A 14,161-nucleotide genomic window follows, 5' to 3' on the forward strand; every position below is an offset into this window, starting at 1 on the left:
ACCGGCGCAAGCCGGAAGGAAGAACGGCCCGCATCTGCGGGCCGTTTTCATGCATGCGGGCGGCGAGCCGCCGTCAGGCCGCCGGGGGTACCTGGCCGTTCGGCGTCAGCTTGTCGATCAGTTCCGGCAGGCCTTCGCTGAGATGAGCAGCGACATCGTCCGTCGACATGCCGGTGGCCTGTGCCAGCGAGGCGAGTGCGCCGGTGTGGCCCAGCGCGCTGCTCAGGTCGGAAGCGCTGACGGGCTGGTTGGCGCCGGTGCCGATCCAGGACGCCACCTGCTGACCGAGGCCGGCCTGCGCGAGCACCTGCTGCAACACGCCGATGCCGCCCGCTGCCGCGCTTTCGCTCGGTGCGCCGCCGGCCTGGCCGCCGAGCAGCCCGCCCAGCAGTGAGCCGAGATCCCCCAGGCCGCCCGCGCCAGCGCCGCCAGCCGCGGCACCGTTGCCGCCGGTCAGGCCGCCCAGCAGGCCCCCCAGGCTGCCGAGCAGGCCCCCGCCCTGGCTTTCCGCCTGGCCGGCCTGCGCCTCGCCGGCGCCCTGGTGGCGCGCGGCCAGCATCGCCAGCAAGCCCAGCGCCAGCATCAGCTTGGGATTGCCGCCGCCGGCCTGCGCCGCGTCACGTTGCCCCAGCACTCCGCCCAGCACGCTATCGAGTAGTCCCATGATCGACTCCTTCCACTGAGAGCGACGGCCCGCCTGCGGCCGTCAGAATCCGCCAAGCACGGCGTTCAAGGCGGCCAGGCAGGCGAGCCCGGCCGTTTCGGTGCGCAGGATGCGCGGCCCGAGTGACACGCCGGTGAATCCGGCGCGCAGGGCGGCATCCTCTTCTTCCGGGCTGAGCCCGCCTTCCGGGCCGATCAGCAACGTCAGCCCGTCGGCCAGCCAGGTCTCGCGTCGCTGTGCGGCCAGCGTCACCAGCGGCTGGCTGGCGCGCGGCGTCAGCAGCAGGCGCTCGCCGGTGCCGGCCCGGGCCAGCCAGGCCTCGAACGGCACGATCGGGGCAACGGCCGGCACGCGGTTGCGTCCACACTGCTCGCACGCCGCCTCGACCAGGGCCTGCCAGTGCGCGCGCCGCTTGTCGGCGCGCTCGCCGGCCAGGCGCACCACGCTGCGGGCTGCCTGCAGCGGCTGCACGGCTGCTACGCCGAGTTCGACCGCCTTTTCGATCAACCAGTCCATCTTGTCGCCGCCTGCCAGGCCCTGCGCCAGCGTCACGTGCAGCGGGGGCTCGGCCTCGTCGTGCGTCTGTGCGCCGACGCGCGCAACTGCCTGGCGCTTGCCCAGGTCCTGCAGTACGGCCGCGTAGCTGCCGCCGCGGCCGTCGAACAGGGTGATGGGGTCGCCCGGGTTGAGGCGCAGCACCTGGACGTGGCGCACCACGGATTCCGGCAAGGCGAGGTCGGCGCCGGCCGCCAGCGGCTCGGCGACGAAGAAGCGGGGCGGCATCAGGCAGCACCCGCTTTGGCGAGCGGCTTGCCGAAGCCCCAGCGATAGCCGTCGGGGTCGACCACCATGCAGTAGCGGTCGCCCCAGAACTGGTCGGCCGGCGCCATCAGGCTGGTGGCGCCGGCCGCCACCGCGCGCGCGTGCATGGCATCGACGTCGTCGCAGTAGACATAGAAGGTCTGCGGGCATTCCACGCCCAGCGAGCGGGGCGAGCGGGCCGTGCTGCCCCAGGCGCCTTCCGGCGCGAACATAAGCACCAGTTCGTCCTGGTAGCGCATTTCCGCATGGATCGGCACCCCGTTCTCGTCGACCACGTCGCCGGCGGCGAAACCGAAGGCGCGGGAGTAGAAGTCCAGGGCAGCGCGGGCATTGGCCACGGTCAGGTAGGGGGTGAGCCAGGGCGTGTTGGCCGGTCGGGTCATGAGCATCTCCGTGGTCGTTTCCGTGCAGCGGAAACCGGGCGCGGACGCCGGAACGGGGCGGGCGTCTTGCGCGGTGCGAGTGGGCATCTTACGCGCTGGCGTCGCCGCTGTCGAAGCAGGCCCGCGGGCGGCAGGGCGGCGCGGCGCGGCGTGGCGCGGCCATCGGCAGTGGGGCCATCCGTGCGGATGTCCGGGACCTGCTGCGCTCGGCATATCCGCCCAGGCGGGAGACGCGGTTGAAATGTGCTCTTTGCGGTATTTCCGCCTGGCGGTGCGGCGAGCACGCCGCTGCCGGCCGCGTGGCGCCGCCCGGCGCGCCGGCAAGGCCCGGCGCCGGCCATTCCATCCAGGGTGTGCCGCAGGCGGGAACGCTCCCGGCAGGCCCGGAAATGCCTCGGCCTTCTGGTAAAATCGCGCTTTTCCCGCCAGGTTCCCGTCGCATGTCTGCCCTCGCACATCCCGCCACAAGTCCCTACGCTTCTCAGCCCGCCAAGCTGATGGCCAGCGCAATCCGCGTGCTCGCCATGGACGCCGTCCAGCAGGCCAATTCCGGCCATCCCGGCATGCCGATGGGGATGGCAGACATCGCCGTAGCGCTGTGGGCGCGCCATCTGAAGCACAACCCGACGAATCCGAAGTGGGCCGACCGCGACCGTTTCGTGCTGTCGAACGGACATGGCTCGATGCTGCTGTATGCGCTGCTGCACCTGACCGGCTACGACCTGCCGGTCGCGGAACTGAAGAACTTCCGCCAGCTGCACAGCAAGACCCCCGGCCATCCGGAGTATGCGATCACCCCGGGCGTGGAAACCACTACCGGCCCGCTGGGCCAGGGCATCACCAATGCGGTGGGCATGGCGCTGGCCGAACGTCTGCTGGGCGAGGAGTTCAACCGCCCGGGCTTCGACATCGTCAACCACCATACCTTCGTCTTCCTTGGCGATGGCTGCCTGATGGAAGGCATCAGCCACGAGGCTTGCTCGCTGGCGGGTACTCTGAAGCTGAACAAGCTGATCGCGCTGTGGGACGACAACGGCATCTCGATCGACGGCGACGTCGTGCACTGGTTCGCCGACGACACGCCGAAGCGCTTCGAGGCCTATGGCTGGAACGTGATCCGCGCCGTCGACGGCCATGACACCGACGCGGTGGACGCCGCCATCGCCCAGGCCAAGGCCAGCGACCGGCCGACCCTGATCTGCTGCCGCACCGTGATCGGCAAGGGCGCGCCCAATAAGGAAGGCGGCCACGACGTGCACGGCGCGCCGCTGGGCGGCGCCGAGATCCAGGCTACGCGCGAGGCGCTGGGCTGGGCCCACGAGCCGTTCGAACTGCCCGCCGAGGTCTATTCGGCCTGGGACGCCAAGGCCAACGGCCAGGCGCTGGAGAAGGCCTGGAACGCCCTGTTCGCGGCCTATGCCGAGCGCTTCCCCTACGAGGCCGGCGAGTTCCAGCGCCGCATGCGCGGCGAACTGCCCGGTGCCTTCGAGGCGGCCGTGGAAGCCTTCATCGCCAAGTGCGAGGACAAGGCCGAGACCATTGCCAGCCGCAAGGCCAGCCAGAACACCATCGAGGCCTTCGGCCCGGTGCTGCCCGAGTTCCTCGGCGGCTCTGCCGACCTGACCGGCTCGAACCTGACCAACTGGAGCGGCAGCAAGGCCGTGCGCGCCGACGCCTGGGGCAACCACATCAACTACGGTGTGCGCGAGTTCGGCATGAGCGCGATCATGAACGGCATCACGCTGCATGGCGGCTACATCCCCTACGGCGGCACCTTCCTGACCTTCTCGGACTACAGCCGCAACGCGCTGCGCATGGCGGCGCTGATGCGCATCCGCACACTGTTCGTATTCACCCACGATTCCATCGGCCTGGGCGAGGACGGTCCGACGCACCAGTCGGTCGAGCACGTCGCCAGCCTGCGCCTGATCCCCAATATGGATGTCTGGCGTCCGGCCGACACCACCGAGACCGCGGTGGCCTGGGCTCACGCGGTGCGCCGCGAGGACGGCCCGAGCTGCCTGATCTTCAGTCGCCAGAACCTGCCGTTCCAGCGCCGCGACGACGCCACCCGCGCCCAGATCGCGCGCGGCGGCTACGTGCTGCGCGACAGCGTGAACCCGAAGAGCAAGCGGCCCGACGCCGTGATCCTGGCCACGGGTTCGGAAGTCGCGCTGGCGGTCGCCGCCGCCGATCAGCTGGCCATCGACGGCGTGCACGTGCGCGTGGTGTCGGTGCCGGCCACCACGGTGTTCGACAAGCAGGACGCCGCCTACAAGGCTTCGGTGCTGCCCGCGGGCGTGCCGCGCGTGGCCGTGGAGGCGGGCGTGAGCGATTTCTGGTGGAAGTATCAGGTGCAGGCCGTGGTCGGCATCGACACCTTCGGCGAGTCCGCGCCGGCCGGCGTGCTGTTCAAGCACTTCGGTTTCACGGCGGAAAACGTGGCCGACACGGTGCGCGCCACGCTCGCGTAATCAGCGGCCGCAGAGCCTCCGGGGCGGCCGCTGCGCCGCCCGCCGGGCAGGCGCGGCGGCCACGTCGCATTCATCGATCAGGTATTTCAGGAGAGTGACAATGACCATCAAGATCGGCATCAACGGCTTCGGCCGTATCGGGCGCATGGTGTTCCGTGCCGCCGTCGCCAACTTCAACGACATCGAAGTCGTCGGCATCAATGACCTGCTGGAACCCGACTACCTGGCGTACATGCTGAAGTACGACTCGGTGCACGGCCGCTTCGACGGCGAGGTGTCGGTCGAGGGCAACACCCTGGTCGTCAATGGCAAGAAGATCCGCCTGACCGCGGTCAAGGATCCGGCTGAACTGAAGTGGGACGAGATCGGCGCCGACGTGGTGGTCGAATCCACCGGCATCTTCCTGACCAAGGAAGGCGCGCAGAAGCACATCGATGCGGGTGCCAAGAAGGTGATCATGTCGGCACCGTCGAAGGACGACACCCCGATGTTCGTCTTCGGCGTCAACGACAAGACCTACAAGGGCGAGGCGATCATCTCGAACGCCTCCTGCACCACCAACTGCCTGGCGCCGGTCGCCAAGGTGCTGAACGACAAGTGGGGCATCAAGCGTGGCCTGATGACCACCGTGCACGCTGCCACCGCCACCCAGAAGACCGTCGACGGCCCGTCCAACAAGGACTGGCGCGGCGGCCGCGGCATCCTGGAGAACATCATCCCGTCGTCGACCGGCGCAGCCAAGGCCGTTGGCGTGGTGATCCCCGAGCTGAACAAGAAGCTGACCGGCATGTCGTTCCGTGTGCCGACCTCCGACGTCTCGGTGGTCGACCTGACCGTCGAGCTGGACAAGGCCGCGACCTACGCCGAGATCTGCGCCGAAATGAAGGCCCAGAGCCAGGGCGCGCTGAAGGGCGTGCTGGGCTACACCGAGGACAAGGTGGTTGCCACCGACTTCCGCGGTGACGCCCGTACCTCGATTTTCGACGCCGAGGCCGGTATCGCGCTGGACGGCACCTTCATCAAGGTCGTGAGCTGGTACGACAATGAGTGGGGCTACTCCAACAAGGTGCTGGAGATGGTCCGCGTGGTGGCGAAGTAAGCATCATCGCCCCCGGGGCGGCCCATCGCGGCCGCCGTCCAACGAAAAACGCGCCCTCGGGCGCGTTTTTCGTTGGACGTGCCTGGCACGTGACTCATGTCCGGCCGGGCAGGGGACGCGCATCGATCGCATCACCGTCGAGCAGGAAATGTCCGCCGGCCACATGATGGATGGTGCGCAGCGCATCATGCCCTTCGAAATGCCAGCGGCCCTTGCTGAATACGCGGGCATCCGCCCAGGCCGCCACGACTTCCCCCAGGAACAGGTCGTAGCGCTGCTGGATGGCGGGCTCGGGCAGCAGGCGGCAGGCCAGCCAGGCCGCGCAGCCCTCCAGCAGCGGCGCGCTGGTTTCCGCCACGGCGAAGCTTGCCAGGCCATAGGTTTCGAACTTGTCGGCGCCGTCGCGCTCGACCAGTTCGCGCCCGCTGCTCGAACCGAGTGCCTGGGTCAGGTCGACCTGGGCGCGCGTGGGGACCTGGAGGGCGAACTCACCGCTGTCCTCCAGCAGCTCCCGCGTCCACGTGCTCTTGTCGAGCACCACGGCGACCTTGGGCGGGGCGAAGTCGAGTGGCATGGCCCAGGCGGCGGCCATGATATTGCGACGGCCTCCGGCTGCAGCACTGACCAGCACCGTGGGGCCATGGTTCAACAGTCGGTAGGCCTTGGCGAGTTCAACGGGGTGGCGGTGGCTGGGCATGGTGGTCGTCGGGCAGGGAGGGCGGCTGCCGGTCCGGGCTGGCGTGCCGCGCTTCGCGCATTATATTGCGCAGCGCCGGCAGGCGTCGGGGTGCCGTTCCAGACTTATGTCCGTAACAGAAAAGATATTATCCCTACCAAAGCAGGGTTTTCTCGACGTTCAGAATGCGAAATCCGCTTTCCGGAGTGGAAAATTCAACTTACACTGCCAGTGTTTACATTGATTTATTGATATCTGATGTGCAGCTCGTGTAAATGAGGCCGCCATCTGGAAAAAGGGAACCGAGCCGGGCACAACCATGGTGAACGTTGACACCAAGCTGCTGGTGATTTTCACCGAGCTGCTGAGCAAGCGGAACGCAACCTATGTCGCCGAAAAGATGCATATGACGGCGCCAGCGGTTTCGCATTCGCTGGGTCGTCTGCGCGAAATCTTCGACGATCCGCTTTTCATCCGTGTGCCGCACGGCCTCACGCCGACGCCACGCGCCCTGGAACTGGGGCCGAAAATCCGCGACATGCTGGACCTGTGGACCTCGATCAACGAGGGTGACGCCGACAATTTCGATCCGGGCATCGCCACCGGTACGCTGCATATCGGTTTTTCCGCCGAACTTGGCGACACGGTTTTCAATCGCTTCGTGCTGCGCGTCAAGCAACTCGCGCCGGACCTGCACCTGCGCCTGGTGGAGTCCCATTCCTGGGAGGCCGACATCGCCGCGATGCGAGCGAACGAGCTGGACCTGGCTTTCTCGCCGTATCCGACGCGCCATCCGGAAATCGTCGAGGAGATGGTCAGTTCGCTGAACCTGTGGGTCTGCGCGCGCAGCCAGCATCCGGTGCTGAAGGGCGGCTGCACGCTCGACCAGTATCTGGATTGCAGCCACATATTCATGGCGCCATCCGGTTCGACCGGCCGTGCCGCGCCCTCGCTGATCCCGCTCGACTATGCACTGCAGCAGCGCGGCCTCAAGCGCAATGCCACGCTGACTGTGCATTCCTGGCGTGCGCAGGCAGAACTGGCAGCGCAGACGGACATGATCTTCACGGTCAACGCCCTGACCAAGGACATGGCCTGCGAGACCTACGGCCTGAAGGCCTTCCCGCTGCCGGCGGAGATCAACACCACGCTGGGCCTCAATATGTTCTGGCACCGCAGCCGCAACACGCATCCGATGCTGGTCTGGGCGCGCGGCCTGTTCCGCCAGGTGGTGGGCGAGTTCGAGAGCCTGCCGGCGCCGCAGCAGGGCACGCCGGCGGTTGCCGAGCAGGACCTCTGAAGGGGTTGCCCGTCTGGCTTGGCTAAGAAAAAACCGGCGTCATGCGCCGGTTTTTTCTTGCGATCCGCGCGGCCGCCAGCACCGCGCTCCTACCTTGGGAAGGTCAGCGCTTGGTACGGTGCGGGCAATCGGTCTTGGTGCAGTTGCCGTACAGGGACAGCGCGTGTTCCTGCAGCGCGAAGCCCCGTTCGCGCGCGATGCTCTGCTGGCGCTGCTCGATTTCCGAGTCGAAGAATTCCTCGACGCGACCGCAGTCCAGGCACACCAGATGGTCGTGGTGCTTGCCTTCGTTCAACTCGAAGATGGCCTTGCCGGACTCGAAGTTGTTGCGCGACAGCAGGCCTGCCTGCTCGAACTGCGTCAGCACCCGGTACACGGTTGCCAGGCCGATGTCCATGTGCTCGCTCAGCAGGATGCGATAGACGTCTTCCGCGCTCAGGTGGCGTTCCTCGCTGGTCTGGAAGATCTCCAGGATCTTGAGGCGGGGGACGGTTGCTTTGAGGCCGATGTTTTTGAGGTCCGCCGGACTCGGCATAGGCTGGACTCCCTAGAGTACAATGTGTGGATTCTTGAATCATAAGGGTTTTGGCGACAAAAGTCGCCCTGGCGTACCCGCGCCAGCCCTGGCCGTGCGGCAATGCGCGCCACGGCACACGTGGCCGTCCCGGACGGCCTGGCACGCCGGATTCGGCACATTTCCCTGTTACCCGAAGCGAGACACATGCGTTCTTTCCCTCCGTCTGCCGTTCGCCCGACGCTGGCCATCACGCTGCTGGCCTCGATGCTGCTTGCCGCCTGCTCGACCTACGACACGACTTCCCGCAAGCTGACCAACCTGATCACGCCGTACCGGATCAACATCGTCCAGGGCAACTTCGTTTCGCGCGAGGCGGCGGCGCAATTGCACGAAGGCATGACGCGCGACCAGGTCAAGTTCCTGCTCGGCACGCCACTGCTGACCGATGTCTTCCACACGGACCGCTGGGACTATGTCTTCTCGTTCCGCCGCGGCAACACGCCGGTGGTGCAGCAGCGCCGCTACACGGTGTTCTTCGACGGCGACAAGCTGGTCAAGTTCGGGGGTGACGACCTGCCCTCCGAGTACGAGCTGATCGCGGAGATCGACGGCATGAAGAAGGCACTGAAGGAGCAGACCCCCGGCAAGATCAGTTTCAGCCAAAGTACCGAAGCCGCCGCTTCCGCGCCGGCGGCGGCCGCGCCGCAGACCGCCGCCAGCGCCCCGGCGGCTGCACCTGCCGCGGCACAGCCGCAGGCGGACGCCTCCGCCGCTTCCGCGCTGTCGGCCGACGCCGCCGCCGGCAAACCGGCCAACTGAGCCGTCTTCCCTGGGCGCGGGCGCGCTGCCGCACCGCCCATTTCCCGCCACCCGTCCGCCGCGCGCTTCGCGGCGGGGGCGTGACGGCATCTTCCTTGCATCCTGATATCGCTATGCAAATCGCTATCGCTGGGGCGTCCGGCCGCATGGGCCGCATGCTGATCGAACATGTGCTGAACACCGACGGGGTCGAACTGGCCGGCGCGCTGGACGTGCCGGGCGCGGCCGCGCTGGGCCAGGATGCCGGCCTTTTCCTGGGCCGCCAGACCGGCGTGCAGATCGCCTCCGACATCGAGGCGGTGCTGTCGCGTGCCGACTGCCTGATCGATTTCACCCGTCCTGAAGGCACTCTGGCCCACCTCGAAGTGGCCAAGCGCCTGGGCGTCAAGATGGTGGTGGGCACGACAGGTTTCGACGAGTCCGGCAAGGCCGCGCTGGCCGAGGCCGCCAAGGTCGTCGGCATCGTCTTTTCCGCCAATATGAGCGTGGGCGTGAACGCCACCTTCAAGCTGCTCGACGTGGCGGCCAGGCTGCTGTCGACCGGTTACGACATCGAGATCATCGAGGCCCATCACCGCTTCAAGGTCGATGCGCCCTCCGGCACGGCGCTGGCCATGGGCGAAGTGGTGGCCAAGGCGCTCGGGCGCGACCTCAAGACCTGCGGCGTGTTCGCGCGCGAAGGCCACACCGGCGAGCGCGATCCGGACTCGATCGGTTTCGCCACCGTGCGCGGCGGCGACATCGTCGGCGATCATACCGTCATGTTCGCCGGCATCGGCGAGCGCATCGAGATCAGCCACAAGTCGTCGAGCCGCCAGTCCTACGCGGACGGTGCGGTGCGCGCGGCGCGTTTCCTGGCCGACAAGGCCAGCGGCATGTTCGACATGCAGGACGTGCTGGGCCTGAAGTAAGGCGCGGGACCCCGGCCGGCCGCTGTGGCTTGGCCGACGGTTATAATCGGCCTTTCGCATTCGCAGCATTCGCAGCACCAGATCGAGGCGGGCGCCGCCAGGCCGCCCGCCGCTTACGTTTCCACCATGCGCGCACGCCAGCGCCGGCCCGCAGCCGGGCGCCGCCCAGATCGCCGTCCTGACCATGCAAGACAAATATCTTCCCTCCGCCGTTGAACAAGCCGCCCAGCAGCACTGGCAAGCCATCGACGCCTACCGCGTCTCGGAGCATGCGAAGGGCGCCGACGGCAAGGAGAAGTCGAAGTTCTACGCCTGCTCGATGCTGCCGTATCCGTCGGGCAAGCTGCACATGGGCCACGTGCGCAACTACACCATCAACGACGTGATGGCGCGCTACCTGCGCATGAACGGCCATAACGTGCTGATGCCGATGGGATGGGATGCCTTCGGCATGCCCGCCGAGAACGCCGCCCTGAACAACGGCGTGGCGCCGGCTGCCTGGACCTATGACAACATCGCGTACATGAAGAAGCAGATGCAGTCGATGGGCCTGGCCATCGACTGGTCGCGCGAGGTTGCCACCTGCAGCCCGGACTACTACCGCTGGAACCAGTGGCTGTTCCTGAAGATGCTGGAAAAGGGCATTGCCTACCGCAAGACCGGCACCGTCAACTGGGACCCGATCGACCAGACCGTGCTGGCCAACGAGCAGGTCATCGACGGGCGCGGCTGGCGTTCGGGCGCGCTGGTGGAGAAGCGCGAGATCCCCATGTACTACCTGCGCATCACCGACTACGCGCAGGAACTGCTGAGCGACCTGGACGACCTGGGCTGGCCCGAGCGCGTCAAGCTGATGCAGCAGAACTGGATCGGCAAGAGCTCCGGCGTGCGCTTTGCCTTCCCGCACAGCATCCCCGGCGACGACGGCAAGCCTATCAATGACGGCAAGTTGTACGTGTTCACCACGCGCGCCGACACCATCATGGGCGTGACCTTCTGCGCGGTGGCCGCTGAGCACCCGCTGGCGACCCATGCCGCCGCGGGCAATCCCGAGCTGGCGGCGTTCATCGAGGAGTGCAAGCGCGGCTCGGTGATGGAAGCCGACATGGCGACCATGGAAAAGAAGGGCATGCCGACCGGCCTGCAGGTCACCCACCCGCTGACCGGCGAGCCGGTCGACGTCTGGGTCGGCAACTACGTGCTGATGAGCTATGGCGACGGTGCCGTGATGGGCGTGCCGGCGCACGATGAGCGCGATTTCGCCTTCGCGCGCAAGTACGGCCTGCCGATCAAGCAGGTGATCGACGTCAAGGCCCAGGCGTATTCGACCGAGGCCTGGGCCGAGTGGTACGGCGACAAGGAACATGGCCGCTGCATCCACAGCGGCAAGTACGACGGCCTGGGCTACGAAGCCGCCGTCGACGCCATCGCGGCCGACCTGGCGGCGCAGGGCCTGGGCGAGAAGAAGATCACCTGGCGCCTGCGCGACTGGGGCATCTCGCGCCAGCGCTACTGGGGCACGCCGATCCCGCTGATCCACTGCGAGAGCTGCGGCGTGGTGCCGGTGCCCGAGCAGGACCTGCCGGTGGTGCTGCCGGAAGACCTGGTGCCGGACGGCAGCGGCAATCCGCTGGCCAAGGACCCGCGCTTCCTCAACTGCAGTTGCCCGTCCTGCGGCAAGCCGGCGCGGCGCGAGACCGACACGATGGACACCTTCATCGACTCGTGCTGGTACTACATGCGCTACACCTGCCCGGACGCAGCCACCATGGTCGACGCGCGCAACGATTACTGGATGCCGATGGACCAGTACATCGGCGGCATCGAGCACGCGATCCTGCACCTGCTGTACGCGCGCTTCTGGACCAAGGTCATGCGTGACCTGGGCCTGGTCAAGTTCGACGAGCCGTTCACCAACCTGCTGACCCAGGGCATGGTGCTCAACGAGACCTTCTACCGCGAGGATGCGTCCGGCAAGAAGACCTGGTACAACCCCGCCGACGTCGACCTGCAGACCGACGAGCGCGGTCGCCCGCTCGGCGCCACGCTGAAGGCCGACGGCCAGCCGGTGGTGATCGGTGGCGTGGAGAAGATGTCGAAGTCGAAGAACAACGGCATCGACCCGCAGGCACTGATCGACCAGTATGGCGCCGATACCGCGCGCCTGTTCGTGATGTTCGCCGCACCTCCCGAGCAGCAGCTCGAATGGAGCGGCTCCGGCGTGGAAGGCGCATCGCGCTTCCTGCGCCGCGTCTGGGCCTACGGCCATGCGCATGCCGAGGCCATCCGCGCCGGCGGCAGGGAGACGGCGGAAGCCGACCGCGCGCTGCGCCGCGAGATCCACAGCGTGCTCAAGCAGGCCAACTACGATTACCAGCGCATCCAGTACAACACCGTGGTGTCCGCCACCATGAAGATGCTGAACGCACTGGAGGACGCCAAGGTGGCTTCGCCCGCGGCGCGCCGCGAGTGCTTCGGCATCCTGCTGCGCGCGCTCTATCCGGTGGTGCCCCACGTCACCCATGTGCTGTGGCAGGAACTGGGCTACGCCGCGTCCGCCGGCGACCTGCTCGATGCACCCTGGCCGCAGGTCGACGAGTCGGCGCTGGTGCTGAGCGAGATCGAACTGGTCCTGCAGGTCAACGGCAAGGTCCGCGGCAGCATCGTGGTGCCGGCAGGTGCCGATCGCGCCGCCATCGAGGCGGCCGCGGCAGCCAGCGAGACGGTGGCGAAGTTCGCCGCCGGTGCCGCGCCGAAGAAGATCGTCGTGGTGCCGGGCCGCCTGGTCAACGTGGTGCTGTAAGCGGCGCCGCCTATCTTCCAAGGAACGTCAACGACATGGATAGCCCGAGCCCGTCCCGCCGCAAGGCGCTCGCCCTGATCCTCGCCGGCGCTGCTGCCGGCCTGCTGGGCGGCTGCGGCTTCCACCTGCGCGGCCAGAGCGATTTCGCCTTCAAGCGGCTGTACGTAGGGATTCCGGCCAATTCGCCGATGGGCGCAGAGCTGCGTCGCACCATCCGCGGTGGCTCCGACACCGTCGTCGTCGACGATCCGAAGCAGGCCGACGCCCTGCTCGACGTGCTGCAGGACTCGCGCGTCAAGACCGTGCTGTCGCTGACCACCGCCGGCGTGGTGCGCGAATACCGCCTGACGCAGCGCTTCACCTTCCGCCTGCGCGGCGCCGACGGCAAGGAACTGATCGCGCCCTCGCAGATGATGTTGACGCGCGACCTGACCTACAACGAGGCGAACACGCTGGCCAAGGACTACGAGGAGCAGCAGCTCTACCGCGACATGCAGAGCGATATCGTGCAGCAGCTGATCCGCCGCCTGGCGTCGGTCAAGTCGCTCTGAGCGGGGCCGTCCGCGGCGCACGCAAGGCATGCAGATCAAGCCAGACGCCCTCGAAGCGCACCTGCGCCAGGCCAAGAGCAAGGGGCTGGCCCCGCTCTACGTGGTGCACGGCGACGAGCACCTGCTGGTGCTCGAGGCCGTGGACCGGCTGCGCCGCGCTGCGCGCGAGAGCGGCTTCACCGAGCGCGACGTGCTGGTGGCCGAGCGCGGTTTCCACTGGAGCCAGCTGACCGAGGCGCAGCAGTCGATGTCGCTGTTCGGCGACCGCAAGGTGGTCGAGCTGCGCATCCCGTCCGGCAAGCCGGGCAAGGACGGTGGCGAGGCCTTGCGCGCGGTCGCGGCCCAGTCGTCGCCGGATGTGCTGCTGCTGGTGACGCTGCCGCGCCTGGATTTCGCCGCGGCCAAGTCGGCCTGGTTCCAGGCGCTCGAAGGCGCCGGCGTCTCGGTCAAGGTCGACATGGTGGACCGCGCGCGCCTGCCGGCCTGGATCGGTGAACGGCTGGCCTTGCAGCAGCAGCGGGTGGAGGGCGGCGAACCCGGCCGGCGCGCGCTGCAGTTCATCGCCGACAAGGTCGAAGGCAACCTGCTGGCGGCCCACCAGGAGATCCAGAAGCTGGGCCTGCTCTATCCGGCCGGTGAGCTGAGCTTCGAGCAGGTCCACGACGCCGTGCTCAATGTGGCGCGCTACGACGTCTTCAAGTTGTCCGAGGCCATGCTGGCCGGCGATGTGCCGCGCCTGGTGCGCATGCTCGAAGGGCTGCGCGGCGAGGGCGAGGCGACGGTGCTGGTGCTATGGGCGCTGGCCGAGGAAATTCGCGTATTATCCAAGCTCCGGCAAGGACTGGCGGCAGGCAAGCCCGCCGCCGTGCTGGCACGCGAGCTGCGCATCTGGGGTGCGCGCGAGAAGCTCGCGCCGCAGGCCGCACAACGGTTATCGATGGCCCGGCTGGAGGCGGCGCTGGCGCTGGCCGCGCGGCTGGACCGCCAGGTCAAGGGCCTGCCGCCCGGTCCGGGCGAGCCGCTGCCGGCCGAACCCTGGGATGGCCTGCAGCAGCTCGCGCTGATGATCGCGCGCTAGCCGCGGCGCCATGCCCGGCTGGCGCGGGCGACGCGCCGGCGCGCCGACTCCAGGTATTAGAAGA

Annotated in this window: 13 protein-coding genes; 8 read left to right on the plus strand and 5 right to left on the minus strand. The window is 67.8% G+C overall.

Annotation, left to right across the window (positions count from 1 at the left end):
- Positions 1 to 73: 73 nt before the first annotated feature.
- From BKK79_RS13905 to BKK79_RS13915, 3 genes are read right to left on the minus strand one after another with little or no spacing between them, the layout of a single operon-like run.
- A complete protein-coding gene (locus BKK79_RS13905) occupies positions 74 to 664 on the minus strand; it encodes a YidB family protein (RefSeq protein WP_071015434.1) in 591 nt (196 codons plus the stop codon).
- Between the two features lie 42 nt (positions 665 to 706).
- On the minus strand, positions 707 to 1,447 hold the full coding sequence (locus BKK79_RS13910) for a 16S rRNA (uracil(1498)-N(3))-methyltransferase (protein WP_071037895.1): 741 nt from the start codon (positions 1,445 to 1,447) through the stop codon (positions 707 to 709).
- The gene (locus BKK79_RS13915) at positions 1,447 to 1,869 is read right to left on the minus strand and encodes a VOC family protein (RefSeq protein WP_071016579.1); all 423 of its coding nucleotides are present in this window, start codon (positions 1,867 to 1,869) and stop codon (positions 1,447 to 1,449) included. The genes BKK79_RS13910 and BKK79_RS13915 overlap by 1 nt, the downstream gene beginning before the upstream one ends.
- Positions 1,870 to 2,309: 440 nt before the next feature.
- Between BKK79_RS13915 and tkt the strand changes: the two genes are divergently transcribed.
- On the plus strand, positions 2,310 to 4,343 hold the full coding sequence (gene tkt, locus BKK79_RS13920) for a transketolase (protein ID WP_083384145.1): 2,034 nt from the start codon (positions 2,310 to 2,312) through the stop codon (positions 4,341 to 4,343).
- A 100-nt stretch (positions 4,344 to 4,443) separates the two neighbouring features.
- Positions 4,444 to 5,442 (plus strand): type I glyceraldehyde-3-phosphate dehydrogenase, encoded by a 999-nt coding sequence (gene gap / locus BKK79_RS13925; protein ID WP_071015427.1) that lies wholly within the window; start codon positions 4,444 to 4,446, stop codon positions 5,440 to 5,442.
- Between the two features lie 94 nt (positions 5,443 to 5,536).
- On the opposite strand, the gene BKK79_RS13930 is transcribed toward gap, so the two are convergent.
- Positions 5,537 to 6,139, minus strand: coding sequence for a flavin reductase family protein (locus BKK79_RS13930; protein WP_071015424.1), 603 nt, complete (start codon positions 6,137 to 6,139; stop codon positions 5,537 to 5,539).
- 298 nt (positions 6,140 to 6,437) lie between these two features.
- On the opposite strand from BKK79_RS13930, the gene BKK79_RS13935 reads away from it, so the two are divergent.
- Entirely contained in the window at positions 6,438 to 7,418 is a 981-nt protein-coding gene (locus tag BKK79_RS13935) for a LysR family transcriptional regulator (protein ID WP_071015421.1), read from the plus strand.
- Between the two features lie 103 nt (positions 7,419 to 7,521).
- Here the strand turns inward: BKK79_RS13935 and fur are convergent, their stop codons facing one another.
- On the minus strand, positions 7,522 to 7,953 hold the full coding sequence (fur, locus tag BKK79_RS13940; RefSeq protein WP_071015419.1) for a ferric iron uptake transcriptional regulator: 432 nt from the start codon (positions 7,951 to 7,953) through the stop codon (positions 7,522 to 7,524).
- Positions 7,954 to 8,139: 186 nt separating this feature from the next.
- Here fur and BKK79_RS13945 point away from each other — a divergent pair, with 186 nt between their 5' ends.
- The 5 genes from BKK79_RS13945 (at position 8,140) to holA (ending at position 14,097) form a co-directional block, all read left to right on the plus strand.
- Positions 8,140 to 8,754 (plus strand): outer membrane protein assembly factor BamE, encoded by a 615-nt coding sequence (locus BKK79_RS13945; protein WP_071015416.1) that lies wholly within the window; start codon positions 8,140 to 8,142, stop codon positions 8,752 to 8,754.
- 113 nt (positions 8,755 to 8,867) lie between these two features.
- Positions 8,868 to 9,665: a 4-hydroxy-tetrahydrodipicolinate reductase gene (gene dapB / locus BKK79_RS13950; protein ID WP_071037896.1), complete on the plus strand. Its 798-nt coding sequence runs from the start codon at positions 8,868 to 8,870 to the stop codon at positions 9,663 to 9,665.
- 184 nt (positions 9,666 to 9,849) lie between these two features.
- Positions 9,850 to 12,468, plus strand: coding sequence for a leucine--tRNA ligase (leuS, locus tag BKK79_RS13955; RefSeq protein ID WP_071037897.1), 2,619 nt, complete (start codon positions 9,850 to 9,852; stop codon positions 12,466 to 12,468).
- A 35-nt stretch (positions 12,469 to 12,503) separates the two neighbouring features.
- Entirely contained in the window at positions 12,504 to 13,019 is a 516-nt protein-coding gene (locus BKK79_RS13960; RefSeq protein ID WP_071015408.1) for an LPS-assembly lipoprotein LptE, read from the plus strand.
- A gap of 28 nt (positions 13,020 to 13,047) precedes the next feature.
- Positions 13,048 to 14,097, plus strand: coding sequence for a DNA polymerase III subunit delta (gene holA, locus BKK79_RS13965; RefSeq protein ID WP_071037898.1), 1,050 nt, complete (start codon positions 13,048 to 13,050; stop codon positions 14,095 to 14,097).
- The last annotated feature ends 64 nt before the right edge of the window (positions 14,098 to 14,161 follow it).

The organism is Cupriavidus sp. USMAA2-4 (genome assembly GCF_001854305.1).
In the GTDB taxonomy this organism is placed as follows: domain Bacteria; phylum Pseudomonadota; class Gammaproteobacteria; order Burkholderiales; family Burkholderiaceae; genus Cupriavidus; species Cupriavidus malaysiensis.

Excerpts from the sequence above, each read along its gene's own strand:
- BKK79_RS13905 (WP_071015434.1), bottom strand. The coding sequence starts at position 664 with ATGGGACTACTCGATAGCGTGCTGGGCGGAGTGCTGGGGCAACGTGAC.
- BKK79_RS13910 (WP_071037895.1), bottom strand. The coding sequence starts at position 1,447 with ATGCCGCCCCGCTTCTTCGTCGCCGAGCCGCTGGCGGCCGGCGCCGAC.
- BKK79_RS13915 (WP_071016579.1), bottom strand. The coding sequence starts at position 1,869 with ATGACCCGACCGGCCAACACGCCCTGGCTCACCCCCTACCTGACCGTG.
- tkt (WP_083384145.1), top strand. The coding sequence starts at position 2,310 with ATGTCTGCCCTCGCACATCCCGCCACAAGTCCCTACGCTTCTCAGCCC.
- gap (WP_071015427.1), top strand. The coding sequence starts at position 4,444 with ATGACCATCAAGATCGGCATCAACGGCTTCGGCCGTATCGGGCGCATG.
- BKK79_RS13930 (WP_071015424.1), bottom strand. The coding sequence starts at position 6,139 with ATGCCCAGCCACCGCCACCCCGTTGAACTCGCCAAGGCCTACCGACTG.
- BKK79_RS13935 (WP_071015421.1), top strand. The coding sequence starts at position 6,438 with ATGGTGAACGTTGACACCAAGCTGCTGGTGATTTTCACCGAGCTGCTG.
- fur (WP_071015419.1), bottom strand. The coding sequence starts at position 7,953 with ATGCCGAGTCCGGCGGACCTCAAAAACATCGGCCTCAAAGCAACCGTC.
- BKK79_RS13945 (WP_071015416.1), top strand. The coding sequence starts at position 8,140 with ATGCGTTCTTTCCCTCCGTCTGCCGTTCGCCCGACGCTGGCCATCACG.
- dapB (WP_071037896.1), top strand. The coding sequence starts at position 8,868 with ATGCAAATCGCTATCGCTGGGGCGTCCGGCCGCATGGGCCGCATGCTG.
- leuS (WP_071037897.1), top strand. The coding sequence starts at position 9,850 with ATGCAAGACAAATATCTTCCCTCCGCCGTTGAACAAGCCGCCCAGCAG.
- BKK79_RS13960 (WP_071015408.1), top strand. The coding sequence starts at position 12,504 with ATGGATAGCCCGAGCCCGTCCCGCCGCAAGGCGCTCGCCCTGATCCTC.
- holA (WP_071037898.1), top strand. The coding sequence starts at position 13,048 with ATGCAGATCAAGCCAGACGCCCTCGAAGCGCACCTGCGCCAGGCCAAG.